Raw genomic sequence first — 22232 nt, forward strand, 5'->3', positions numbered from 1 at the left:
CCGATCAACCCAGCAAGCCCAGCTCCTGGGCCCGGGCCACGGCCTGGGTGCGACGCTCCACCCCCAGCTTGCTGTTGATATGGCTAGCGTGGGTCTTCACGGTGTGCAGCGAGATAAACAACTGATCGCTGATTTCCTGGTTGGAACAGCCCTGGGCGATCAGTTGCAGCACCGCCAGTTCGCGGGAGCTGAGGGCTTCGCCGTGATGCTGCTCCAGAGGCTCGCGCGCCACGGCGGCCGGCAGGCGTTCGAGCAAGGTCTGGCGCAATGGCGTCGCCGGCCCCTGCTGCAGCTGCTCGCGGACCCAGGCCGGATGCGCCCGCACCGCCCATTCGAACGGTTGCAATGCCCCGCCCACGGCCGCCTCCAACGCCAGGGCAAAGGCCTGCCGGGCCTCGGGGTCGCGCCCCTGGGCCAGCAACAGCGCGACCTTCTGATTCAAGGCCATCACATTGAGCATCTGCCGCCCGGTCTCGCGGCCATGCTCCACCAGTTTGTCCAGGCGCTGTTCGGCCAGGGCCGGCTCGCCCTGGATGCTGTCGAGCAAGGCTTGCTGCAACTCGATATGCAGCGGCAGCTGTGGATGAAATTCCGGCGCCGCGGCGGCCTGGTCGCCGGTGTAGGTCTGCCCCAGGCGAGCCAGCCAGGCCTGCGCCAGGTCGGTGCGGCCCTGGACCAGCCAGAGTTCGCACTTGACCAGGGTAATCATCGCCAGGTAGTAGATCGGCGGGACGTCCCAGATGTGCATCAGGCGCTCGGCCTCGGCCAGCTCGGCAAAGGCCTTGGCAAATTCACCGTTGTGGCCTTCCAGGTTGGCGATCACGCAATGGCCGATCAGCACGCTGATATCGCGACAGGCCCGGGCCTCGACCAGGCCCGCCCGCAAGCGCGCCAGCCCGGTCTCGGGCTGGCAGCGCAACGTCAGCAGATACCCCTCATACAGCGTCAGCCGCGCACGTACCGCGTACAGGCGTTGCGCGGACAGGCCATACAAGCGCTGCAAGCCCTGGCGCACTTCATCCAGCGCCCGCAGGATCTCGCCGCGGGCCTGCAGCACCCGGGCCCGGTCGTAATGGGCCAGGGCCTCGAACAAGGGGTTGCCGACCCGCTGCGCCAGCTCCAGGGATTCGCGGTTGAGCCCCCGGGCGCGCCACAGGTCGCCATCGGCGATCGCCAGGTTGGACAGGGTCGACAGGCATACCAGCCGCTGCCCGTAACGTTTCTGCGGCAAGGTTTCCAGGGCTTCGGTGCAGTACAGCAGGGTCAGCTCGCGATTCCCCCGCCCGCGGGCGACGATCCCGCTCAAGGCCAGCCATTGCGCCAGCATGGATTTCTGCGCAGTGGCCGAAGGGGCCGGCAGGAAGCGACTCAAATGGCTGGCCAGCTCCTCGGCGGCATCCAGCTGGCACGCCAGCCCCAGCGCCCAGCTGTACAGCACGATCAGCCGCGGGGTGCTGATCAGCAGGCTGTCGGGCAAGTCCATTTTCCAGCGCAGCAGCATGCCGACGTTCTGTTCCGCCAGCAGTTGTTCCTCGGACAAGTTCTGTACCAGGTTCGCCGCCACATCCAGGTGCCCGGCGCGCAACGCCTGCTCCACCGCTTCGTCCAGCAGCCCCTGGGCGTTGAACCAGCGACAGGCGCGCAGGTGCAGGCTGGCCGGCGGCAATACCGCATTGGCGGTGGGCCGGGTGCGCAGCAGGTCGGAGAACAGGTGGTGATAACGGTACCAATGCCCCTGCTCGTCCAGCGGCACCAGGAATACCTGGTGGGCCAACAGGTAACGCAGGATCTCGGCACTGTCGTGGGACTCGCGCAGCGCATCGCACAGTTCGCTGCAGAAGCGCTCCTGGGGCGCCGTGTCGTAGAGGAACGACTGCACTTCGGCAGGCAGGCAATCGATGACTTCTTCCAGCAGATAATCGCGAATCAGGCCTTCACCGCCATTCAGCGACTGCGGCAAGGCTCCACCGCTGCCCGCCTCCGAGGCCGCCAGCAACCAGAAACGCAACCCCGCTACCCAGCCTTCGCTGCGCAGGATCAGGCTTTCCAGCGCCTCGCCGCGCAACGAACTGCTGTGCCGGTCGAGCAGGGTCAGGGATTCGTCGTAGGTCAGGCGCAGGTCCTGCTCGTGCAGTTCCAGCAACTGCCGCGACAGGCGCAAACGCGCCAGGTGCCAGTCCGGGCGCTGGCGGCTGGTCACCAGCACCAACAGGCCGTCGGGTAGATGATTGAGGAAGAACTGCAGGCAACGATCGAGCACCGGCCCCTGGGCCAGGTGGTAATCGTCCAGCACCAGCAACAAGGGAGACGCACTGGAAAGATGGGCCGCCAACTCGTCGAGCAGGCCGTCCAGCCATTCTTCGAAGGCGAAGGGCTGGTGGCGCTGGCGCATCTTCAGCAGCCCGAGGGATTGGCTGCCCAGTTGGGCGAAATACTGTTGCAGCCCCTCGAGCAGGCGTTCGAGAAAACGTCCCGGATCGTTGTCCCGGCGACTGAGCCCCAGCCACAGGCTGCGCCAGTGCGGCGGCAGGCTTTGGCAGAACTCCACCGCCAGCGAACTCTTGCCAAAACCGGCCGGCGCACTGACCAACAGCAACCGGCCATTGAGGCCCGCGCTCAAGCGCTCGCACAGACGCGGCCGCAGAACGTAGCCGTCGGGCAAGGGAGGTCGGTAGAAGCGCCCTTCCGGCGCGGGGATGGCCGCACCGGCAGGCCCCTGGATACGGGACAGATCAGTCATGGCCAACTCTTATTGAAGTGCTGTTGTCGGCAATACAGATGTCGGCAGACTAGCGGTAAAAAGCCCCCTGTTGAAGATTTTTGCTACAGATGGATAGAAAAAGAATACAACCGGGTTTGTCAGCGCTCCCCGCGTACTTGTAGGAGCGAGCTTGCTCGCGATCAGCTCAGCGCGGTTTTACCGGGAGGTGGCATTGTCTGGAGTATTTTTCGCGAGCAAGCTCGCTCCTACAGGGGCCACCCCGTGTTTTGTAGAAAAACCCAGACAATAAAAAACGCCCCGAACCAGTCGGGGCGTCGATCGAGGATGCGCCTCGATTTACCGCGGGTTAACGAACGCCATCCTGGCGCAGGGCCGCCGGGGTGAAGTCGCTGGTGGTGGCAGTGAAGCCGAAGTCATAGGCCGATTTCTCTTCGTTCTTCATGCCCAGTGCCAGGTAACGGCCGGACTGCAGGTCGTAGAGGGTTTCCAGGGCGTACCACGGCACTTGCTTGTCGTAGTAGTTCTCGGCATGCGCCTCGGCCACGCGCCACAGCTGGCCACGACCGTCGTAGTGGTCGATCACCGCGGCCTGCCAGGTGTCTTCATCGATGTAGAAGTCACGCTTGGCGTAGATATGACGCTGACCTTCCTTCAGGGTCGCGACCACGTGCCAGACACGGCGCAGCTCGTAGCGTGCCAGATCCTGGTTGATGTGGCCGGCCTTGATGATCTCGGCGTACTTCAGTTGCGGCGAGTCGAGCTTGTAGCTGTTGGAGGCGATGTACATCTCCTTCTTGCCTTCCAGCTTCCAGTCGTAGCGGTCCGGCGCGCCGTTGTACATGTCGAGGTTGTCGGAAGTACGCAGGCCGTCGGCCGCGGTACCCGGACCGTCATACGACACTTGCGGGGCGCGACGCACACGACGCTGGCCAGCGTTGTAGACCCAGGCCGAGCGCGGTTCCTTCACCTGGTCGAGGGTTTCGTGCACCAGCAGCACACCACCGGCCAGGCGCGCCGGCGCGGTCACTTTCTGTTTGAAGTAGAACAGGATGTTGCCCGGGTTCGCCGGATCGTAGTCCTTCATTTTGTCGCGGAACACGAACTGGTCCTGGAAGTACACCAGGCTGAACGAGCCGTTGGCCTGTGGCGTCGCCTGGGTCACCAGACGGGTCACGCTGCCGCCGCGATAGCGGGTGATGTGGTTCCAGATGACTTCCACGCCGCTTTTCGGAATCGGGAACGGAATGGCGGTCTTGAAGTTTTCCAGGCCATTGCCGCCGCTGACCAGGTTGGTCTTGGTGGCGTTTTCCTTGATCGCGGCGAACACGTCGGCGGGCACCGTGGCACCGCGGTGGGAAGGATAGACCGGCATCTTGTAGGTTTCAGGATAGCGCTTGAACATCGCGTACTGCCCCGGCGCCAGCTTGTCCTTGTACTGCTCGACGTTCTGCGCGGTGATGGTGAACTGCGGCTGCTCGCTGGCGTACGGGTTGGACAGGAAGCCCTTGCCGTCCACATTGCCGGCGTTGGTCGGCAAGGCTTTCCAGGCGGGAATGGTACCGGCGGAGTTACCGGCCATTTCCGCGCCCATCGGCGTCAGGGAGGTACCCAGCTTGGCCGCTTCATCGGCCGAGACCGCGGCCATGACCCCGGTCGCCAGCAGCGACAGCCCGAGGACACCGACCTGCAACAGACTCTTGGTTACTTTCATATTCTTGTTCTTCCTGAAAATGCAGTGCTTAGAAGTTCACGCCGAAACTGAGGGCCACGAAGTCACGGTCATCCACGGTGGTGTACTTGCCGTCGAAGAAGTTGGTGTACGCCAGGCTCGCGGTGTAGGTGTTCTGGTACTCGGCATCCACGCCCAGGCTGATGGCCTTGCGACCTTCCTCGAAGTTGCCGCCAGGGCCAGGCGAGTAACCACTGACGTCATGGGACCAGGCCACGTTCGGCTTGAGGTTCACACCGGCGAACACGTCGTTGTATTCCCAGATGGCACGACCGCGATAACCCCAGGAAGTCGAGGTGGTGAAGCCGTCGTCGTTACAGTTGCGGCTGCGATTGTTGGTCGCCGCGCCTGGACCCGCGCCGTTGATGGTGCTGGTATTGAGGATCTGCGAGCAGGTGTCCAGGCTGCCGGTGGCAGGCAGTTCGCCCGGGCCGTAGACCGGATCGCGGCCGTAACGAACCTTGGAGGTGCTTTCCAGGCCGCCCACGTAGGTCAGGCCGACTTCACCGACCAGGGTCAGGCGGCTGGCGCCCATGACCTGATCGAAGAAGTGGGTGAAGGTGGTCTGCAGTTGGGTGATCTCTTTACGGCGATAGCCGTGCAGGTCCTGGCCCGGCGAGCCGTCGAGCAGCGAGGCATTGGCCAGGGTACCGCCCAATGGGCGAACACCGGCGAACAGGATATCGGTGGAGTTCAGTTGCACCGGAGCGTTCGGGCGATAGCTGATCTCACCACTCCACGCGGTACCGGTAGGCAAGGTGGTGGAGAAGCTCAGGCCGTAGAGGCGAATGTCCTCAGGGTACTCGACGAAGTACTCGGAGCTACCGGCAACCACCAGTGGGCCCAAGGCGCGGAACGCTGGAGGCAAGGCTGCCACGCGATCGAAGACCGACTGCGGGGCACCGGTGGCGCTGAAGATCGGCGCACGGCTGTGGTAGTTCATGAAGTACGCGCCGAACTCGGTGTCGAGCGGCTCGTACATGTACTTGAAGGACACGCCCCACTGCCCGCTGTCCCGCGCATCGCGGTCCGGGCCACGACGTACCAGCACGCCTTCCTGGTTGACGTCGACACCCGCGGCGGCCAATGGCCCCAGGGCAATCGATGGAATGGTCGAGCGTTTGTTCAGCACCCGCAGGTTGTCGCTGCAACCGTCGGCGATGATGTCCGGCTGGGAGAAGAAGGTGCCGCAGTTGTCGACGACGGTCTGGTCCCATTCCAGCTGATAGAAGGCTTCGGCCGAGAGGTTGTCGGTCAGGCTCTGGGAGACGTAGAACATGTTGACCGGGATCAGGCCTTCCTTGATCTCCGCGCCAGGACGGCGGAAAGCCGATACGTCGATCGGGTTGATCGAGTTGATGCCGCCGCCAATGAAGGTACTTTCACCCCAGCTCACCACTTGCTTGCCCAGACGCACGGAACCCGGCTGCTCGGCGATCGAGTAGTTGTGGTAGACGAAGGCGTCGAGGATCTGCCCGCCGGAAGACTTGGCGCCTTCCTTGCGGTTGCTGTCGCTGATGTCCTTGAACTCGCGGCTTTCGTCCTTGAGTTCGAAGTCATACCAATATTTGCCACGGACGAAGACGCCGGTGTCGCCGTATTTCAATTCAAGGTCATGGATGCCCTTGAAGATCTTGGAAAAGGTTTCGCCACTTTTGAAGTTAGCGTGGCCATCGTCGGAGGTCTGGGACAGGCCATGACCGCCGTTGTTGACACCAATCAGGTTCTTGTTGGGGCTCTGGGTAGACCAGCTCGCACCCAGCGATAGAGAGGAGTCGAACTGACCTTCGATTTCACCGATGTTGAAACTGACGCCGAAGGCAGGCCCGGCGAGCGTAGAGGCGAGACTGACGGCCAGAGGCAGTTTCGCCCGGCGCCAGAGCTGGTTTACTGATGTCATCGACGCTACTCCATGTGCTTTATTGTTATGGCAGTGAGCACTTTTAAAAACGCTCTGAACGGGCGGAACCCAGTCAGCCCCGAAGTCGTTCAAAGTTGCATCGCCCCGTGTTGTGCGGTTGCCCCGTTCTTAAAAATCCTTGGGCGGACTATAGCCAGCAGGTGGTACGGCTTGATCCCTCTAAAGTGTGATTTGCAGCCTCCAACCACTCTGGAACAGTCCTTTCGCCAGTCCGGCAAATGCCGGCACGGCAAGGATGGCTGAAAATTCAGATTTGACAAGGCAAGCGCTTGCTTGGTGGGCTCTACCGTGCCCTTTCGGGCACGGCAAGAGGTGTTTATAGGGTCGAAAGGAAGGTGCTGTTGTTGGCCTGCCATTCGGTGATGTCGAGGCGGATGCGCTTCTTGTCGAGCTTGCCGACACTGGTCTTGGGAATTTCAGTAACAAGGGCGATCTGACTGGGAATCGCCCACTTGCTCAAGTGCCCCTGTTCGACAAACGGCTTGAGATGCTCCTTGAGCTCCTTGGCCTCGATTGCATGCCCTTCGCGGACCACCAGCAAGGCAAACGGGCGCTCGCCCCACTGCGGATCGGGAATACCCACCACTGCTACTTCGCGTACCGCCGGGTGGCGGCTGATCAGGTCTTCCAGGGCCAGGGACGATACCCACTCGCCTCCGGTCTTGATCACATCCTTGATCCGGTCGCGAATGTCGATCACACCCATGCCGTCGAGGGTCGCCACGTCGCCGGTGTGCAGCCAGCCGCCTTCCCACAGCTCCGCGCCCTTCTGCGGTTCGTTGAAATAGCCTTCGGTCAGCCAGGGTGCGCGCAGCACCAGTTCACCCTGGGTCTCGCCATCGGCCGGCAGAAAGTTACCGTCGCCATCGACAATCGCCGCCTCCACCAGAGGTCCCGGCACGCCGGCCTTGATCCGGTAGGAGGTGCGCTCATCCTCGGTGCCCGCCAGCAACTCTTCATTGAGGTGGGCACAGGACACCAGCGGCCCGGTTTCCGACATGCCATAGGCCGCCGTCAGCTGAATGCCCTTGGCCTTGGAGGCCTCGTACAGCGCACGGTTGAGCGCGCTGCCGCCGATGACGATCTTCCAGCCGCCGAAATCCGTGCCCTGGGCCGCCTTGGCATTGAGCAGCATCTGCAGGATGGTCGGCACGCAGTGGGAGAAGGTGACCTTTTCCTTGCGCCACAGCTCCACCAGCAGCTCCGGGTCGTAACGGCCGGGATAGACCTGCTTGAGGCCAAGCATGGTCGCCACATAAGGCAGGCCCCAGGCATGCACGTGGAACATCGGGGTAATCGGCATGTACACATCGCTGGTGCCCAGCAGGCGCACGCTGTCGATGCTGCCCATGATCACCGCCACGCCCATGGTGTGCAGCACCAGCTGGCGGTGGGTGAAGTACACGCCCTTCGGGTTGCCGGTGGTGCCGGTGGTGTAGAAGGTGGTGGCCACCGAGTTTTCGTCGAAATCCTCGAAGGCGTACTGGGTGCTGGCCGCGGCCAGAAGCTGCTCGTATTCGCCCACCAGGTTAGGCAGGTCGGCGCTCTTTTCCGGGCCGTCGGTCAGCAGCAGGGTTTTCTCCACCGTGGTCAGTTGCCCGGCGATCGCCTGGTAGAGCCCGACGAACTCGCTGTTGACCAGCACGAAGCGGTCCTCGGCGTGGTTCATGGTGTACAGGATCTGTTCCGGCGACAGGCGCACGTTGATGGTGTGGATCACCGCACCGATCATCGGGATGGCGAACATGCACTCCAGGTAGCGATGGCTGTCCCAGTCCATCACCGCCACGGTATCCCCGGCCTTGACCCCGGCAGCCGTCAACACGTTCGCCAGCCTGGCCACGCGCTCGATCAGGGTTGGGTAGCTGTAACGCAGTTTGTCCCGGTAAACGATTTCACGGGTCTTCTCGTAACGGGTGCCGGACATCAGCAGCCGCTTGATCAATAACGGGTATTGGTAAGCGCCTTCGGCTGGCGGAATAACGCGAGTCTGCAACATAAGCATCCCTTTTCGTGACTGCACGGTCGTGGCTTGAGAACGCTCACTCTAGAGCGCCGTTGGCTCTGCCAAATCAGCCAAAGGAATGATTTGCAGAGCCGTACGAATGCTAGCTCCAAGCCAGCATTCGTGCGACCGGGGATTCACGCGAAGACACTCCTATGCCCCCTCAAGCGGCCTGCCCCGCCGCGGCCTCCGCCGGGGTACGCGGGAAGATCAACGCGGCGGCGAAGGTCAGCGCGGCGAAACCACTCAGGATCAGGTACAGCCCGGCCAGCCCCTGGCGCGGCTCGACAAAGGCAATCAACGGAATCGCCGTGGCACTGGCGCCGAACGACAGGCAGTAGCGCAAGGCAAACACCCGGGACTGCCACTGCGGGGCAACGAAGTTGGCGACCATCGCATCGTTCACCGTGACCTGCCCGAACACCACGAACATAAAGGCCGCTCCCAGGCCGATGACCGCCCAGCCCTCGACCTCGGCCAGGCCGAACAGCAGCGGCGCCTGGCACAGGGTCAAGAAGATAAAGGGCCATTTCAGACTGAAGCGATGCAGCACCCGGCCAATGCTCAGTTGCGCCACGGCGCCGAAGGCATACGCCAGGCTGACCACCAGGCCCAGGGTCTGCGGCGAAGCGAACAGGTCCTGCAGGCGCTCCTGGAACAGCTTCGGGTAGGTCATGGTGGTGGCGTTGAACACCACCCCGCCGGTCGCGGTTGCCAGGGCCAGGACGCCAAACACCATGGCCATGGAAATGCGCTGGCCGTCCACGCCCTTGAGCCGCACATGGGGCCGTGCCGGGATGGGTTCTTCACGCACCTGCCAGGCAAACCCCAGGCCCAGAGCAATCGCCACCACGCCCGGCAGGATGAACGCCGAACGCCAGCCGAAATGCGCCACCAGCAGCCCGCTGATCAATGCCGAAAAGGCCACGCCGAGATTGCCCCACATGCCATTGATGCCGATCTCCCGCCCGCGGTTCTGCGCATAGGCCACCAGCATCGCCGTGCCCACCGGATGGTAGATCGCGGCAAACACCCCCATCAGCGTCAGGCCGACCACCAGCATCGTCGGGCTGCTGCTCAGGCCGGTGAAAATCGCCGAGGCGCCGATACCGAAGAAGAACAGCAGCATCATCTGCCGCCGGCTCCAGTGGTCGCCCAGCCAGCCAGCCGGTAGCGAACAGGCGCCGAAGGCAATGAAGCCGCCCAGGGAAAGACCGATCAGCGCGGCATAGTCCAGGTCGAAGACCCGGGTCATCCCGAGCACGGCGGCGGGGAAGATCAGCATGAACATGTGATCGATCACATGGGCGGCGTTGATGTAGCGGATTACGTTTCGAGACTGATTCATGACGGCACGCTGTTTCGTTGTAGGTATGCCGTTATGCTAGGTTGGCTATAAAACGCACTCCTGACAATAAAGTCATTGGATCGGACATGTTAATCAGCCACTTTCAGCACGGCCCGGTCAGCGCCTACCCACGCGATTATCTCGACGGAGCCCACCAGGAGCTGCACCGGCATCGCGAGGCACAACTGCTGTATGCGGTGCGCGGGACCATGCGCGTGGTAACGGCCCAGGGCGCATGGGTCCTGCCACCGACCCGCGCGGTGTGGATTCCGCCCCTGGTGGAACATGAAATCTTCATGGCCGGCGATGTGCACATGCGTTCGCTGTTCATCGCCCCCGAGCTGTCGCCGCCCTCGTTGCAGCAATGTTGCGTGCTGGCGGTCACACCGCTGCTGCGCGAGCTGATCCTGCGGGCCGTGCAGGGTCGCGAACACGCGGAAAACCCACTGATCCAGCAACTGATGCTGGAAGAAGTCGCCCGCCTGGAGAACCTGCCACTGCATATCCCCATGCCTCGCGACCGGCGCCTGCAGGCCATTTGCCAGGCGCTGCTGCAGACGCCGGATCATGCCAATACCCTGGAAGACTGGGCGCAGCAGGTCGGCGCCAGTTCACGAACCCTGGCGCGGCTGTTTCAGCAGGAATTGCAAATGAGCTTCAATGCCTGGCGCCAGCAACTGCGCCTGATGGAAGCCCTGCCACGCTTGATCGCCGGCGAGAGCGTGCAGCAAGTGGCGACGGCCTTGGGTTATGGCAGCGCCCGGGCCTTCAGCGCGATGTTCTGCCGCTTGCTCGGCCACCACCCGCGGGAATACCTCGGTGCCCTGAATCAGTTCAAGGCGCTAGGCCCCATCACTTAACCCCGTGTGCAGGCCCGTGCGGCTGCAAATGCTGTTGCAGGTAGTGGCGCAGGCGTTTTTCCACGTCGCGGTTTTGCGGCCGGGGCAACCCGGCCGGCCATTCGCCACGCGCCAGCGCGCGAATCGGCGCCTGCTGGCTCATGCCCCGGCGCTGGATCTGGCGCAGCCCCTGATCCCACCAGACATGGCGGCAAGCCTCGACATAGGGCGAGAACGGGCCGCAGCTGCCATACAGCAGGTCGCGCCCGACCTTTTGCATATCCTTGTTCTGTCGCCTCAAGTAGAACTTGATCCGCGAGCGCTGGAACAGCGACGGCAAGGGTTTGCGTCGTGGCACCTCGCGCTGCACGCGCAACAATTCCGGCCGGAAAGCTTCGCCGTGACGCTGGAAGAACAGCGCCTGCATGGCGTGGAAGAAGTCCTTGTCGGAGAAGTAGTGATAGATGCAACTCTTGCTCTCGCCCACGGATTGACCGCGCAAGGCAAATGACAGGGCGATCTGTTCCAGGGTGTGCAGGTCCTTGATGTGCGCGCTCCACTCATCGATCAAGGCAATCGAGGCCTGCATCAACGGACCGTCGCCAGCCGTCAGGCCACAGACCCCGCTGTTGAACAGGCGCTGGTCGTCAGGCACCGACTGACCGCTGGCCTGCAGGTAGCGGTCGAGCTTGACGAACTCGGGGCGGGCACGGACTTCGGACCAGAGAAACTCGTCTTCATCGATCAGGTACTGGCCGGGCGCAATACGATCGAACAGCCGCTGCGGGTCGGCCTCGAACAAGGTGTCGGTATCGACAAACAGGGTCTTGTCCGCCAGCTCGAGGCCCGCGGCAAAGGCACAGGCCTTGCGCCGATGGTAGTAGCCCTGGTCGCCCTGCCACTCGACCAGCGTTTGCGTACTCAACGGCACTACGTGCACCGGCCAGCCGTGGAAGTCCTCGGGACGGTCGGTCATGACCCGAATCACCAGCGGCTCGGCACTCTTGCTCTGGTCGAGGGCCGTCAGAATGCTGAATTTCGCTTCATGGCGATAAACCTCTTTGCCGCCATAAACCAGATAGAGCAACTGCTGCGGTACTTTTTGTATCGTCATCAAGCGTCCGGTCTCGCGCGCCCTCCGGGCGGTCAAGGGGCTCGACCGGCCGGAGTGGCATAAAAGCGGACGATTGTACGATTAATCCCAATTAATGATCAGAAATATCCGATAAGAGCCTAAGCGGGAAAGACCGACTCAATGCATCTCGGTAAAGGCCAGCTTCACCCCGATGGCAATCAGCACCGCGCCCATGGTGCGGTCGAACCAGTGGCCCATGCGGGCAAAACCGGCACGGACTTTCTGCTGGCTGAACAACAGCGCCACCAGGCAGAACCAGGTAGCCGTCGCCGCCGCCAGGTACACGCCGTAACCGGCCTGGATGGCCAGGGGCGTGTGCGGATTGATGACCACGGTGAACAGCGAGAGGAAAAACAGCGTCGCTTTCGGGTTCAGGCCATTGGTCACGAAACCGGAAGTGAAGGCGCCGCGCGCGGTGCGCTCGCCGGCTTCCAGGTGCAGGCTCTCGGTAGCCGGCTTGGCCGGCTGCGCCCGCAGGGCCTTGTAGCCGATGTACAGCAGGTAAGCAGCGGCGGCCCATTTCAGCGCGTTGAACAGCACGATCGACTGCGACACGATCAGGCCGATGCCCAGCAGCGAATACCCCACGTGCAGGAAGATCGCGGTGCCGACGCCCAATGCCGTCCAGGTGCCGGCGCGGCGACCGTGGGTCACGCTTTCGCGCACCACGACGGCGAAATCCGGGCCCGGGCTGGCCACGGCAAGCAGGTGAATAAGGGCGACAGTCAAGAACTCGGCGAGGTACATGGACACTCCTGTGTATCTAATTATTTCATCTGTTAGGCTCGGCAGATTACGCCTTCAGACCCTCGTGCAAAAGGTACAGTTGATGACTAACAATCGCCGCGCCGTCTTCCTCGACCACAGCTCCCTGGACCTCGGCGACCTCGACCTCGGCGCGCTGCGCCACAGCTTCGGCGAACTGCAATTGCATGACCGGACCAACCCCGAACAGGTGGTCGAGCGCCTGCAGGGAGCCCAGGTGGCGATCAGCAACAAAGTGCTGCTCAACGCCGAAACCCTGGCCGCCTGCCCCGAACTGAAACTGATCCTGGTGGCCGCCACCGGCACCAACAATGTCGATCTGGCCGCCGCCCGCGCCCAAGGCATCACAGTCGCCAACTGCCAGGGCTACGGCACGCCATCGGTGGCCCAGCACACCCTCATGCTGCTGCTCAACCTCGCCACCCGCTTCGACGATTACCGCCAGGCGGTCAGTGACGGCCGCTGGCAGCAGGCGCGGCAGTTCTGCCTGCTGGACTTCCCGATCGTCGAGCTGCAAGGCAAGACCCTGGGCCTGCTGGGCCATGGCGAGCTGGGTGGCGCCGTCGCTCGCCTGGCCGAAGCCTTCGGCATGCGCGTGTTGCTGGGGCAGATTCCCGGTCGTCCGGCCCGTCCTGATCGTCTGCCGCTGGATGAACTGCTGCCGCAGGTCGATGCGCTGACCTTGCACTGCCCGCTCAACGAACACACCCGGCACTTTATCGGCGCCCGGGAGCTGGCCCTGCTCAAGCCCCAGGCCTTCGTGGTCAACACCGCCCGTGGCGGCCTGATCGACGAGCAAGCCCTGGCCGACGCCCTGCGCAGCGGTCATCTGGGCGGCGCGGCCACCGACGTGTTGAGCGTCGAGCCGCCGACCACGGGCAACCCGCTGCTGGCCCATGACATCCCACGGTTGATCGTGACCCCACACAACGCCTGGGGCAGCCGTGAAGCCCGGCAGCGCATCGTCGGCCAGCTGGCGGAAAACGCCCAGGCGTTTTTCAGCGGTACAGCGCTGCGGGTCGTCAGTTGATAAACTGCGCCACTTTTTTCCCAGGAGCAGATTATGGATCCGCGCAGTGAAGTACTGCTTCGTCAGGCTGACTTGTTTCAAGGCTCGCTGCTGCTGGCCGGCCTGCCCGCCGATGACCTGCTCGGCCGCCTGCCAGCCGCCCATGGCTGGTGCTGGCATGCTGGCGATCAGGCCGCGCTGGATGCGCGCTTCAGCGGACGCAGCCACTTCGGCGTGAGCGCCCCCGAGCAAGCCTTTGCCAACGCCGTGCTGTTCCTGCCCAAGTCCAAGGAACTGACCGACTACCTGCTCAACGCCCTCGCCTCGCGCCTGGCCGGGCGCGAGCTGTACCTGGTCGGGGAAAAACGCAGCGGCATCGAACGCGCGGCCAAGCAGCTCAACCCCTTCGGCAAACCGCGCAAGCTCGACAGCGCGCGGCACTGCCAGCTATGGCAAGTGACGGTCGACAACGCGCCGCAAGCCGTCAGCCTGGAAAGCCTGGCCCAGGAATATGAACTGCCGCTGGTCGAAGGACCGCTGAAAGTGGTCAGCCTGCCGGGGGTGTTCAGCCATGGTCGCCTGGATCGCGGCAGCGCCCTGTTGCTGGAACACCTGGACAAACTGCCCAGCGGCCACCTGCTGGATTTCGGTTGCGGCGCCGGGGTCCTGGGCGCGGCGATCAAACGGCGCTACCCGCATAACAGCGTGACCCTGCTCGACGTCGACGCCTTCGCCGCTGCCAGCAGTCGCCTGACCCTGGCCGCCAATGGCCTGGAAGCCGAAGTCCTGACCGGTGACGGCATCGATGCCGCGCCCATGGGTTTGAACACCATCCTGACCAATCCACCATTCCACGTCGGGGTCCACACGGACTACCAGGCGACAGAAAACCTGCTGCGAAAAGCAGCCAAACATCTGAAAACAGGTGGCGAACTCCGGCTGGTAGCCAACAGTTTCCTGCGTTACCAACCGCTGATCGAAGAGCATCTCGGCCCCTGTTCGATCAAGGCCGAAGGCCAGGGTTTTCGCATCTACAGCGCCAAGCGCGGCTGAAAACCTTTTTGCAAAAGAACGCTTGCCGAATGGATTTTGCCTAGGCAGAATCCGCTCCGTCCTAGGGGAGTAGTCTCCCGCGAGCGCCACGCTCGCCCGGCATGCGTCAACATACTTGATCCTCAGATCATGGCGCATGCGACCCAAGAGTCCGCACAGACGGACCGCAGGGTTTGACAAGACCTATGACACGCACACCTTACCCGGGGCGGGAAGGCTGTACGTGTCATAGCCGTGTCGACCCGCCCCTTAGGAATGCCCTGATGCTGGATTCTCTACTGGTTCCCACAGCGATCGTTGCCTTGGCCGAAATCGGCGACAAGACGCAACTGCTTGCCCTCATTCTCGCCGCGCGCTTTCGCAAACCCTGGCCGATCATTGCCGGCATCGTCGCCGCGACCCTGGCCAACCATGCGGCAGCCGGTGCGGTAGGCGCCTGGTTCGGCAGCTTCTTCTCGGATGCGACCTTGCACTGGATCCTCGCCGCGAGCTTTACCGCGACCGCGCTCTGGACCCTGGTGCCAGACAAGATGGACGACGACGAAGCCAGCACCGCCCGCAAGTTCGGCCCCTTCCTGACCACGCTGATCGCATTCTTCCTCGCTGAAATCGGCGACAAGACCCAGATCGCCACCGTCATGCTCGCGGCGCAATACCCGGAACTGTGGCTGGTGATCATCGGCACCACCGCCGGTATGCTGATCGCCAACGTCCCGGTGGTACTGGCCGGCAATTTCGCGGCGGAGAAACTGCCCCTGACCCTGATCCGTCGCCTCGCGGCCTCGGCGTTCTTCATCCTGGCCATTGTCGCGGTGTACAAGGCCATGCAGAGCAGCGGCTGGTTGTAAACGCCCCATCAGCAGGCATGCCTCAAGGCAAACCTGCGAGCACAAAAAAGCCCCGAACCAGTCGGGGCTTTCTTTTGCAGGGGGCCGGCTTGTTCACGACACTGTCGTCAACAACGACGCCTGACGATCAGGGCCTCTTGGCCTGCTGGTACAACGGCATCACCTTCGGAATCGCCGCTTCCAACGAGGAAATACGACTGCCGGACGCCGGGTGAGTACTGAGGAATTCAGGTGGCGCGCCTTCCGAGGCCTTGCTCATCTTGTTCCACAGGGTGATGGCCGCGTTCGGGTTGTAGCCGGCGCGGGCCGCCAGTTCCAGGCCGATCAGGTCGGCTTCGTTTTCATTGCCGCGGCTGTTGGGCAGGGTCATCAACAGGTTGACCCCGTTGTCGCCCACGGCGACCGCTTCCTGCGGTGCGCCGGCGATCAGGGCGATCTGCTTCAGCGCGCTGACCCCGTAGGCCTTGGACATCGCTTCACGACCGTGCTCGCGCAAGGCGTGGGCGATTTCATGGCCCATGACCGCGGCGATTTCATCGTCGGTCAGTTGCAGCTTGTCGATCAGGCCGCTGTAGAAAATGATCTTGCCGCCAGGGCCGCAGTTGGCGTTGAGTTCATCGCTCTTGATCAGGTTGACTTCCCAGTTCCACTGCGCGGAATCCGGGCGGAAAACCGGGGCCTGGGCAATCAGCCGGTTGGCGATCGCCTGGATGCGCTTGGCATTGGCGCTGGACTTGTCCAGCACGTTCTTGCTGTTCGCTTCGCCGATCTTCTGCTGATAGGACTGCGCGTAGGACTGGTTGACCTCATCGCTCGACAGCATGCTGAACATGTACTGCTTGCGATCGACGCCGACAGCGCCACCGCTGGTGGTGTTGACCGACTGGCAACCCGACAGCAGCAACGCAGCGGTGAGTGCACCCAAAACCTGCTTCTTACTCATGAAAACGCTCCCTGAAAACATGGCGCGTATCCTAGGCGCAGTTGTGTATCGACGCCAGATACAACGGACGTGTAGCACGCTGTTTTCAGCTACAGGGCAGCGTAGGAAAAAATTCACAGAACCCTCCCCGCCGCGCCCGACAACGCCCGGCAGCTGTCCATTTGCGACATGTCAGCCTACAAAACAGTCATTTTTCCGATCCTCGCTCATGGTCGGCGAGGGCCTTGCCGATACAGCGGGGCAGACGTCATTCCTGCGTCCGGAGCCCTTATGAAATTCAAGTCGATCCAGTTTTCCGTGGCCGCCCTGGCCGGTGCCATCGTCCTCAGCGTGGTCGTTGCCCTGGTGCTGTACGCCCTGTTCGCCGGTGCCCGGACCCAGGAGATGGTGCAACAGCGAACCCAGGCTCAATTCGAGCAAGTCATCGAACAGCGGCTGGTCGGACTGGCACAGCCCCAGGTCAGCCAGATCCAGCGTGAACTCGAGGCGCCCCTGCTGATCGCCGGCGGGCTGGTGCGGGTCAACGCGCTGATCGGCAGCAAGGGTGCGGACGGCAATCCACAGCTCAATCTCAGCCGCGAACATCTGATCAGCCTGATCAAGGAAAACGTCGCACAGAACCCGAAGATTCTCGGTGCCTATATAGGCTGGGAAAAGAACGCCATCGACCATAACGACAGCGCCTATGTCGACACCAAGGTAGTGGGTATCGATGCCAGCAACGGGCGCTTCCTGCCGTGGTGGTTCCGCAACGAAGATGGCAGCCTGGGCCTGGACAAACTGGTGGACGTGGACGACCAGAAAGTCCTGTCCACCGGCGTACGCGCCAGCGAGTACTACCTGTGCTCAAAGGAAAGCAGGAAATCCTGCGTGATCGATCCGGCGCCGTACAAGGTCGGCGACAAGATCGTCATGCTTGCCTCCTTTATTGAACCCATCCTGCTCGACGGGGCCTTCCAGGGCATCGTCGGCGCCGACCTGTCGGTGAACTTCATCCAGGACATGCTCCTGGGCGCCAACCAGAAACTCTACAACGGTGTGGGCGAGATGGCCCTGATCGGTGGTAATGGCCGGCTGGTGGCCTACACCAAGGACCCGAGCAAGTTCGGCGAAAAGGTCAGCGACATTCTCGACAGCGAAGAAGTCGCCAAGCTCGGCAACCTCAAGCGCGGCGAAGTGAACTACAACGTCGACCAGGCCCACGGGCGGATCGAGCTGTACCTGCCGTTCGGCATTGGCCAGACCGACGCCCGCTGGACCCTGATGCTGCAACTGCCGCTGGACGCCGTCATGGCCGACCTGCAGAAACTGCAAAACGACCTGGCCGAACAACGCCAGGCCGACACCCTCGGCATGGCCATGGTCGGCCTGATCATCGCCGGCCTCGGCCTGCTGGTGATCTGGCTGGTGGGCCACGGCATCGCCCGTCCGCTCAAGCAGATGGTGGCCATGCTCGACGATATCGCCCAGGGCGAAGGCGACCTGACCCGCCGCCTGAGCAGCGACCGCGCCGACGAACTGGGCTCGATCGCCAAGGGCTTCAATACCTTCCTGGCCAAGCTGCAGGCGATGATCAGCCAGGTGGTGACCTCGGTGCAGAGTGTCAGCGACTCCTCCGAACACACCGCCGATATCGCCATTCGCACCAACCAGGGCGTGCACAAGCAGATGGCCGAGATCGACCAGGTGGCCACCGCGGTGCATGAAATGACTGCCACCGCCCAGGACGTGGCCCGCAATGCGACCCAGGCCGCGCAAGCCGCCAACCATGCCGACCAGGCCGCCAGCCAGGGCATGCGGATCGTGCGCGACACCTCGACCGCCATTGGCGCCCTCGCCGTGGAAATCGGCAGGGCGGTGGGCGTCGTGCAGACCCTGGCCAAGGACAGCGAGAACATCAACGCGATCCTGATCGCCATTCGCGGCATCGCCGAGCAGACCAACCTGCTGGCCCTCAACGCCGCCATCGAAGCCGCCCGCGCCGGCGAACAAGGCCGAGGCTTTGCCGTGGTGGCCGACGAAGTGCGCAACCTGGCGCAGAAGACCCAGCAGGCGACCGAAGAAATCCAGTCGATGATCCAGCAGTTGCAGCAAGGCACCCGCGATGTGGTACGGGTCATGGAAGACAGCCAGAACCGCACCGACGAAAGCGTGCAGCACGCGGCGAAAGCGGCCGAGGCCCTGGAAACCATCACTCAGGCGGTGTCGGTGATCAACGACATGAACACCCAGATCGCCAGCGCCGCCGAAGAGCAGAGCGCCGTCGCCGAGGACATCAACCGCAACGTGATCAATATCGGCCAGGTGGCCAACGAAGTGGCGGGCGGCGCCGACGAGTCCAGCGCGGCCAGCGCCGGCCTGACCAAGCTGGCCGAGCAGCAGCGGCGCCTGATCAATCAGTTCAAGGTGTAAGCCGCTGCGACCGGCCGCAAAGCAGGCGTGGCCCGTACTAACGCTCAAGGTCCTGCGGACCTTGCGCAGCCTTCGGCAGCGGCTACAGGGATTGCGGCGCGACTCAAGAGCCCGGCACCGACTCTGTAGCCGCTGCCGCAGGCTGCGATCGAGCTGGGCGGCACTCCGTGCGAAGCGCTCGCTGATTCAGGCCACACGATTCCGGGTTGGAGCCACAGGACAGCATCAACCCGGGGTCAGGCATTCCGGGGCATTGAGCTTCGGATCGTTCACCAGGTTGGCCAGCACCCGCTCGCGCAAGGCGGCCGGTGGGCTGGCCAGCAAGGCTTGCAACACCGGCAATGGCGTCTGTGGGTCGAGCCAGGCTTCCTGGCCCTGGGCATCGAGGATCAATGGCCGACGCTGGCTGGCCGCTGGCTGGGTGACCACCGCGGTGCTCAGCCAGACCTGTTCCTGCACCGGATAGGCTTCCCAGATCGCCGCGAAGAACAGCGACGAGCCCTCCCCTGGCGTCAGCCAGTACGGGCGTTTACGGGTGCCGCCGCGCCATTCGTAAAAACCGTTGGCCGGCAACAGGCAGCGGCGCTGGCGAAAGGCTTCGCGAAACATCGGCTGTTCGGCCAGGGTTTCGGCACGGGCATGGGCCGGGGTGCGCGACAGATCGGTCAGCCAGGGCGGCGTCAGGCCCCAGCGGGCGCGGGCGAGGTTGCGCTGGCCATCGCTGCTGCGCAGGATCAGCACCGAATCGTTGGGCGAGATATTCCACTGCGCCTGCTGATCCGCCGGAAATCCGGGCAAGGCGGCAAACGCTTGGTTCCAGCGAAACAGGGCATAACGTCCACACATGGGGCAAACAACTCTCGGAAAATCGGCGGCCAGCCTAACAGATCAGCACGCCAGCATGATTGGCCGGCTCGTCGCCGGGCATCGGCAGCGCGGCATTGTACGCGGCGATCAGTTCCCGGGCGTATTGCGCCTGGTCGTTATCCACCGCCAGCCCAAGCAGGCCGAACGCCGGCAACTCACCGGTGCCGCCGAGCAAATCCCGCCCCACCAGGTGTGCCTCGATCCCCTCGCTGGCCAGCATGCCCTGGAGCAATTCCCCTTCCAGCAGGTTTTCCGGTTCGTAGACTCGCTGCATATAACCCCCTCACTCGTTTTCGCTGTGCACCTCGAGCATCCATTCCTCACCGTCGGTCTGCAACGTGAACACAATGGGCCGGCAACAGACCGGACAATCCTCGATGTACTGCTGATCGCCCCCGGACAGGTCCAGCACGGCCTCGGCCTCTTCACCGCAGTAGGGACATTGATAGCGTTCGGTTTCCAGCATCGCGGCCTCCGGAGTGACTTGTGCGTATAATCGCCGGTCTATTTGCAGGGCTATTGAGATCTGAGCTTACTTTTCAGACCGCGCCCGGCTATTTTTCGATCCAAACCTTTTCTTACCTAGCCGTTTCCAACAAGAGAGCATGATGGGCGAATTCGATGCCATCCGACCTTACGACGACAGTGAAGTACCAGCGGTGCTGGCTCGACTGCTCGGCGACAAGGCGTTTCTAGATATCCTCACCCACTTCCGCTTCCCGCGCTTTGCCGGCGCTTTCGGCTGGCTGCTCAAACCCCTTATAGCTCATCGGTTGCGTCGTGAGTTCGCCGCGGTCACTTCGGTGGCGACCCTGCAGGACAAGGTCGAGTTCTACGTCGACCACACCATCGAGCGGGCCACCGACGGCGTGACCTACACCGGGGTCGAGCAATTCAAGTCCGGCAGCGCCTACCTGTTCATCGCCAACCACCGCGACATCGTGATGGACCCGGCCTTCGTCAATTACGCGGTGTACCACGCCGGATTGCCGACCCCGCGCATCGCCATCGGCGACAACCTGCTGCAGAAGCCTTTCGTCAGCGACCTGATGCGTCTGAACAAGAGCTTCATCGTGCACCGTTCGATCACCGGACGCCGGGAAAAAATGGCCGCCTACCAACTGCTGTCGGCCTACATCAACCACTCGATCCGCAACGATTGCGCGTCGATCTGGATCGCCCAGGCCGAAGGCCGGGCCAAGGACGGCGACGACCGTACCGAGTCGGCGATCCTTAAGATGTTCCACATGAGCCGCAAGGATGAGCCGTTCGGCGAGGTCATCCAGTCGCTGAACCTGACCCCGGTGTCGATCAGCTACGAATACGACCCTTGCGATCAGGCCAAGGCCCGCGAGCTGTATATCCGCGCCACCACCGGCAGCTATACCAAGGCTCCGGGCGAGGACGATATCAGCATCGCCAAGGGCATCACCGGCTATAAAGGCCGGGTCCACGTGAACTTCGCCGCGCCGATCAGCGAGTTGTTCGAGGACACCAAGCAATTGGCGGTGGAGATGGACCGGCAGATCCTCGGCGGCTATCGCCTGTTCCCGGTGCATTACCTGGCCTACGCCCAGTGGAGCGATGCCGATCCGGAGCTGCAGGTTCCGAGCGCGGCCCAGGTGTTCCCGGCGGACGAACTGGCCAAGGCCCAGGAAGAGTGGCAACGGCGCCTGGACGCCTGCCCGGAGGAGCATCGCCCGTACCTGGTGCTGCAATATGCGACGCCGGTGCGCAATCAGTATCGGGTCAAGGCGGGACTGGCCTTGCCATAACGCTCACCGCACACAACAACGGCGCCTTCGGGCGCCGTTGTCGTTTCTGTACGTTGATTGCGAGTAACGCCCCTTGTAGGAGCGAGCTTGCTCGCGATAGCGATCTGCGGGCCACATCAGAACCGGGTGCTGATCCACGACACCAGCAACGCCAGCCCCAGGCAGGCAAAACCGAAACGGTAGAAGAACCGGTTCATGCGCAAGGTCGCATCATCCAACGTCTGCGCCGGTAGCGGTTCTTGGGAACGAGATTGGCCCTGGGCGGCCAGATTGGCCAGTGCGCGCTGCTCGCGACGTCGGGTGGCGTGCAACAACCAGCTGCCGGGAAAGGCGAACAGCAAGGCAAGAATATTGATCAGCTTGGCGGGGTGGGCGCTGAACAGCGACCAGATCAGTTGCAGCGACATCACGAACCTCGAATGAAACCGGATAACGAGCCCTGGCGGCTCGCGGCGCGGATTTTACCCAAAGGCCCACTTTCTGCCTGGGCTTTCCGACAGATAACAACCCGTTGGCCGGTTAATTCGTCCTGTCATACGTTCGTCATACAAACAGGCCAGTCTGGCGCCCCTCGAAACCGACACGGAGCTTGTCATGCTGCACGCAGAAAACCAGGATCGCCTCTACCTGATCGCCCCCAGCGACGAACAGGAAGCCTTGGTCGGTGGCCTGGCCTTCAACGTCCAGGACCGCCACTGGCTGGTGTATTGCGCCCTCGGCGGGCACCAGCATGCGGACCTTCCGGAAACCGATCTGCTGACAGGGGTCAGCGTGCTGGATTTTTACGTCGAGGCGGCGTGAGGCCTGGCTCGAAACAAATCGACAGCCAATAAAAAGCCCGGCTTCCGTGGAAGCCGGGCT

General features: G+C 62.9%; 19 protein-coding genes, 1 pseudogene and 1 riboswitch. Of the genes and pseudogenes, 8 read left to right on the forward strand and 12 right to left on the reverse strand.

Translation table 11 applies throughout. The features are described from left to right. Positions 1-4 precede the first annotated feature (4 nt). From PVZ80_RS18140 to PVZ80_RS18160, 5 genes are all read right to left on the reverse strand, one after another. Entirely contained in the window at positions 5-2740 is a 2736-nt protein-coding gene (locus tag PVZ80_RS18140) for a LuxR C-terminal-related transcriptional regulator (protein ID WP_273864326.1), read from the reverse strand. A gap of 328 nt (positions 2741-3068) precedes the next feature. Next, positions 3069-4433 carry a DUF1329 domain-containing protein gene (locus PVZ80_RS18145; protein ID WP_009050754.1) on the reverse strand — a complete coding sequence of 455 codons (1365 nt, stop codon included), beginning with the start codon at positions 4431-4433 and terminating at the stop codon, positions 3069-3071. 28 nt (positions 4434-4461) lie between these two features. Further along, positions 4462-6351 carry a DUF1302 domain-containing protein gene (locus PVZ80_RS18150; RefSeq protein WP_009050755.1) on the reverse strand — a complete coding sequence of 630 codons (1890 nt, stop codon included), beginning with the start codon at positions 6349-6351 and terminating at the stop codon, positions 4462-4464. Positions 6352-6688: 337 nt separating this feature from the next. Then, a complete protein-coding gene (locus PVZ80_RS18155; RefSeq protein WP_009050756.1) occupies positions 6689-8371 on the reverse strand; it encodes a fatty acid--CoA ligase in 1683 nt (560 codons plus the stop codon). Between the two features lie 169 nt (positions 8372-8540). Further along, positions 8541-9725, reverse strand: coding sequence for an MFS transporter (locus PVZ80_RS18160; protein WP_016703564.1), 1185 nt, complete (start codon positions 9723-9725; stop codon positions 8541-8543). 86 nt (positions 9726-9811) lie between these two features. Between PVZ80_RS18160 and PVZ80_RS18165 the strand changes: the two genes are divergently transcribed. Further along, positions 9812-10585 carry an AraC family transcriptional regulator gene (locus PVZ80_RS18165; RefSeq protein ID WP_009050758.1) on the forward strand — a complete coding sequence of 258 codons (774 nt, stop codon included), beginning with the start codon at positions 9812-9814 and terminating at the stop codon, positions 10583-10585. On the opposite strand, the gene PVZ80_RS18170 is transcribed toward PVZ80_RS18165, so the two are convergent. Both PVZ80_RS18170 and PVZ80_RS18175 read right to left on the reverse strand, forming a co-directional pair. Continuing rightward, on the reverse strand, positions 10578-11678 hold the full coding sequence (locus tag PVZ80_RS18170) for a hypothetical protein (RefSeq protein ID WP_101283478.1): 1101 nt from the start codon (positions 11676-11678) through the stop codon (positions 10578-10580). The two genes, PVZ80_RS18165 and PVZ80_RS18170, sit on opposite strands and share 8 nt — an antisense overlap. Before the next feature lie 138 nt (positions 11679-11816). Beyond that, positions 11817-12446 (reverse strand): LysE family translocator, encoded by a 630-nt coding sequence (locus PVZ80_RS18175; RefSeq protein ID WP_028683370.1) that lies wholly within the window; start codon positions 12444-12446, stop codon positions 11817-11819. A gap of 82 nt (positions 12447-12528) precedes the next feature. Here PVZ80_RS18175 and PVZ80_RS18180 point away from each other — a divergent pair, with 82 nt between their 5' ends. From PVZ80_RS18180 to PVZ80_RS18190, 3 genes are all read left to right on the forward strand, one after another. After that, entirely contained in the window at positions 12529-13494 is a 966-nt protein-coding gene (locus tag PVZ80_RS18180; RefSeq protein WP_016703566.1) for a 2-hydroxyacid dehydrogenase, read from the forward strand. A 33-nt stretch (positions 13495-13527) separates the two neighbouring features. Further along, positions 13528-14526 carry a class I SAM-dependent methyltransferase gene (locus PVZ80_RS18185; protein ID WP_124302139.1) on the forward strand — a complete coding sequence of 333 codons (999 nt, stop codon included), beginning with the start codon at positions 13528-13530 and terminating at the stop codon, positions 14524-14526. 51 nt (positions 14527-14577) lie between these two features. Next, positions 14578-14701, forward strand: a riboswitch (yybP-ykoY riboswitch). 88 nt (positions 14702-14789) lie between these two features. Then, the gene (locus tag PVZ80_RS18190) at positions 14790-15374 is read left to right on the forward strand and encodes a TMEM165/GDT1 family protein (RefSeq protein WP_009045541.1); all 585 of its coding nucleotides are present in this window, start codon (positions 14790-14792) and stop codon (positions 15372-15374) included. Between the two features lie 127 nt (positions 15375-15501). Here PVZ80_RS18190 and PVZ80_RS18195 read toward each other — a convergent pair whose 3' ends face one another. Further along, positions 15502-16317 (reverse strand): M48 family metallopeptidase, encoded by an 816-nt coding sequence (locus tag PVZ80_RS18195; protein ID WP_009050763.1) that lies wholly within the window; start codon positions 16315-16317, stop codon positions 15502-15504. A gap of 1359 nt (positions 16318-17676) precedes the next feature. On the opposite strand from PVZ80_RS18195, the pseudogene PVZ80_RS34030 reads away from it, so the two are divergent. Further along, a pseudogene (locus tag PVZ80_RS34030) lies at positions 17677-17874 on the forward strand (HAMP domain-containing protein); the annotation flags it as partial. 111 nt (positions 17875-17985) lie between these two features. Beyond that, positions 17986-18729, forward strand: coding sequence for a methyl-accepting chemotaxis protein (locus tag PVZ80_RS34035; RefSeq protein ID WP_370686835.1), 744 nt, complete (start codon positions 17986-17988; stop codon positions 18727-18729). A 225-nt stretch (positions 18730-18954) separates the two neighbouring features. Here PVZ80_RS34035 and PVZ80_RS18205 read toward each other — a convergent pair whose 3' ends face one another. From PVZ80_RS18205 to PVZ80_RS18215, 3 genes are read right to left on the reverse strand one after another with little or no spacing between them, the layout of a single operon-like run. Further along, a complete protein-coding gene (locus PVZ80_RS18205; protein WP_016703569.1) occupies positions 18955-19575 on the reverse strand; it encodes an SOS response-associated peptidase in 621 nt (206 codons plus the stop codon). Between the two features lie 34 nt (positions 19576-19609). Continuing rightward, complete coding sequence (locus PVZ80_RS18210) at positions 19610-19870, reverse strand: putative signal transducing protein (RefSeq protein WP_009050766.1); 261 nt, start codon at positions 19868-19870, stop codon at positions 19610-19612. Between the two features lie 9 nt (positions 19871-19879). Continuing rightward, positions 19880-20062, reverse strand: coding sequence for a CPXCG motif-containing cysteine-rich protein (locus PVZ80_RS18215; RefSeq protein ID WP_009050767.1), 183 nt, complete (start codon positions 20060-20062; stop codon positions 19880-19882). A gap of 139 nt (positions 20063-20201) precedes the next feature. On the opposite strand from PVZ80_RS18215, the gene PVZ80_RS18220 reads away from it, so the two are divergent. Continuing rightward, positions 20202-21371, forward strand: a complete 1170-nt coding sequence (locus tag PVZ80_RS18220) for a 1-acyl-sn-glycerol-3-phosphate acyltransferase (RefSeq protein WP_036985434.1) — start codon at positions 20202-20204, stop codon at positions 21369-21371. A gap of 116 nt (positions 21372-21487) precedes the next feature. Here the strand turns inward: PVZ80_RS18220 and PVZ80_RS18225 are convergent, their stop codons facing one another. After that, positions 21488-21778 (reverse strand): hypothetical protein, encoded by a 291-nt coding sequence (locus tag PVZ80_RS18225; RefSeq protein WP_009050769.1) that lies wholly within the window; start codon positions 21776-21778, stop codon positions 21488-21490. 187 nt (positions 21779-21965) lie between these two features. On the opposite strand from PVZ80_RS18225, the gene PVZ80_RS18230 reads away from it, so the two are divergent. Further along, complete coding sequence (locus PVZ80_RS18230) at positions 21966-22172, forward strand: hypothetical protein (protein WP_009050770.1); 207 nt, start codon at positions 21966-21968, stop codon at positions 22170-22172. Positions 22173-22232: the final 60 nt, after the last annotated feature.

Source organism: Pseudomonas sp. B3G-3, assembly GCF_028640915.1.
Taxonomy (GTDB): Bacteria; Pseudomonadota; Gammaproteobacteria; order Pseudomonadales; family Pseudomonadaceae; genus Aquipseudomonas; species Aquipseudomonas chlororaphis_I.

Bases quoted from the DNA above. Each gene is read 5' to 3' on its own strand.
- PVZ80_RS18140 (WP_273864326.1), bottom strand. From the start codon at position 2,740: ATGACTGATCTGTCCCGTATCCAGGGGCCTGCCGGTGCGGCCATCCCC.
- PVZ80_RS18145 (WP_009050754.1), bottom strand. From the start codon at position 4,433: ATGAAAGTAACCAAGAGTCTGTTGCAGGTCGGTGTCCTCGGGCTGTCG.
- PVZ80_RS18150 (WP_009050755.1), bottom strand. From the start codon at position 6,351: ATGACATCAGTAAACCAGCTCTGGCGCCGGGCGAAACTGCCTCTGGCC.
- PVZ80_RS18155 (WP_009050756.1), bottom strand. From the start codon at position 8,371: ATGTTGCAGACTCGCGTTATTCCGCCAGCCGAAGGCGCTTACCAATAC.
- PVZ80_RS18160 (WP_016703564.1), bottom strand. From the start codon at position 9,725: ATGAATCAGTCTCGAAACGTAATCCGCTACATCAACGCCGCCCATGTG.
- PVZ80_RS18165 (WP_009050758.1), top strand. From the start codon at position 9,812: ATGTTAATCAGCCACTTTCAGCACGGCCCGGTCAGCGCCTACCCACGC.
- PVZ80_RS18170 (WP_101283478.1), bottom strand. From the start codon at position 11,678: ATGACGATACAAAAAGTACCGCAGCAGTTGCTCTATCTGGTTTATGGC.
- PVZ80_RS18175 (WP_028683370.1), bottom strand. From the start codon at position 12,446: ATGTACCTCGCCGAGTTCTTGACTGTCGCCCTTATTCACCTGCTTGCC.
- PVZ80_RS18180 (WP_016703566.1), top strand. From the start codon at position 12,529: ATGACTAACAATCGCCGCGCCGTCTTCCTCGACCACAGCTCCCTGGAC.
- PVZ80_RS18185 (WP_124302139.1), top strand. From the start codon at position 13,528: ATGGATCCGCGCAGTGAAGTACTGCTTCGTCAGGCTGACTTGTTTCAA.
- PVZ80_RS18190 (WP_009045541.1), top strand. From the start codon at position 14,790: ATGCTGGATTCTCTACTGGTTCCCACAGCGATCGTTGCCTTGGCCGAA.
- PVZ80_RS18195 (WP_009050763.1), bottom strand. From the start codon at position 16,317: ATGAGTAAGAAGCAGGTTTTGGGTGCACTCACCGCTGCGTTGCTGCTG.
- PVZ80_RS34035 (WP_370686835.1), top strand. From the start codon at position 17,986: ATGGCCGAGATCGACCAGGTGGCCACCGCGGTGCATGAAATGACTGCC.
- PVZ80_RS18205 (WP_016703569.1), bottom strand. From the start codon at position 19,575: ATGTGTGGACGTTATGCCCTGTTTCGCTGGAACCAAGCGTTTGCCGCC.
- PVZ80_RS18210 (WP_009050766.1), bottom strand. From the start codon at position 19,870: ATGCAGCGAGTCTACGAACCGGAAAACCTGCTGGAAGGGGAATTGCTC.
- PVZ80_RS18215 (WP_009050767.1), bottom strand. From the start codon at position 20,062: ATGCTGGAAACCGAACGCTATCAATGTCCCTACTGCGGTGAAGAGGCC.
- PVZ80_RS18220 (WP_036985434.1), top strand. From the start codon at position 20,202: ATGATGGGCGAATTCGATGCCATCCGACCTTACGACGACAGTGAAGTA.
- PVZ80_RS18225 (WP_009050769.1), bottom strand. From the start codon at position 21,778: ATGTCGCTGCAACTGATCTGGTCGCTGTTCAGCGCCCACCCCGCCAAG.
- PVZ80_RS18230 (WP_009050770.1), top strand. From the start codon at position 21,966: ATGCTGCACGCAGAAAACCAGGATCGCCTCTACCTGATCGCCCCCAGC.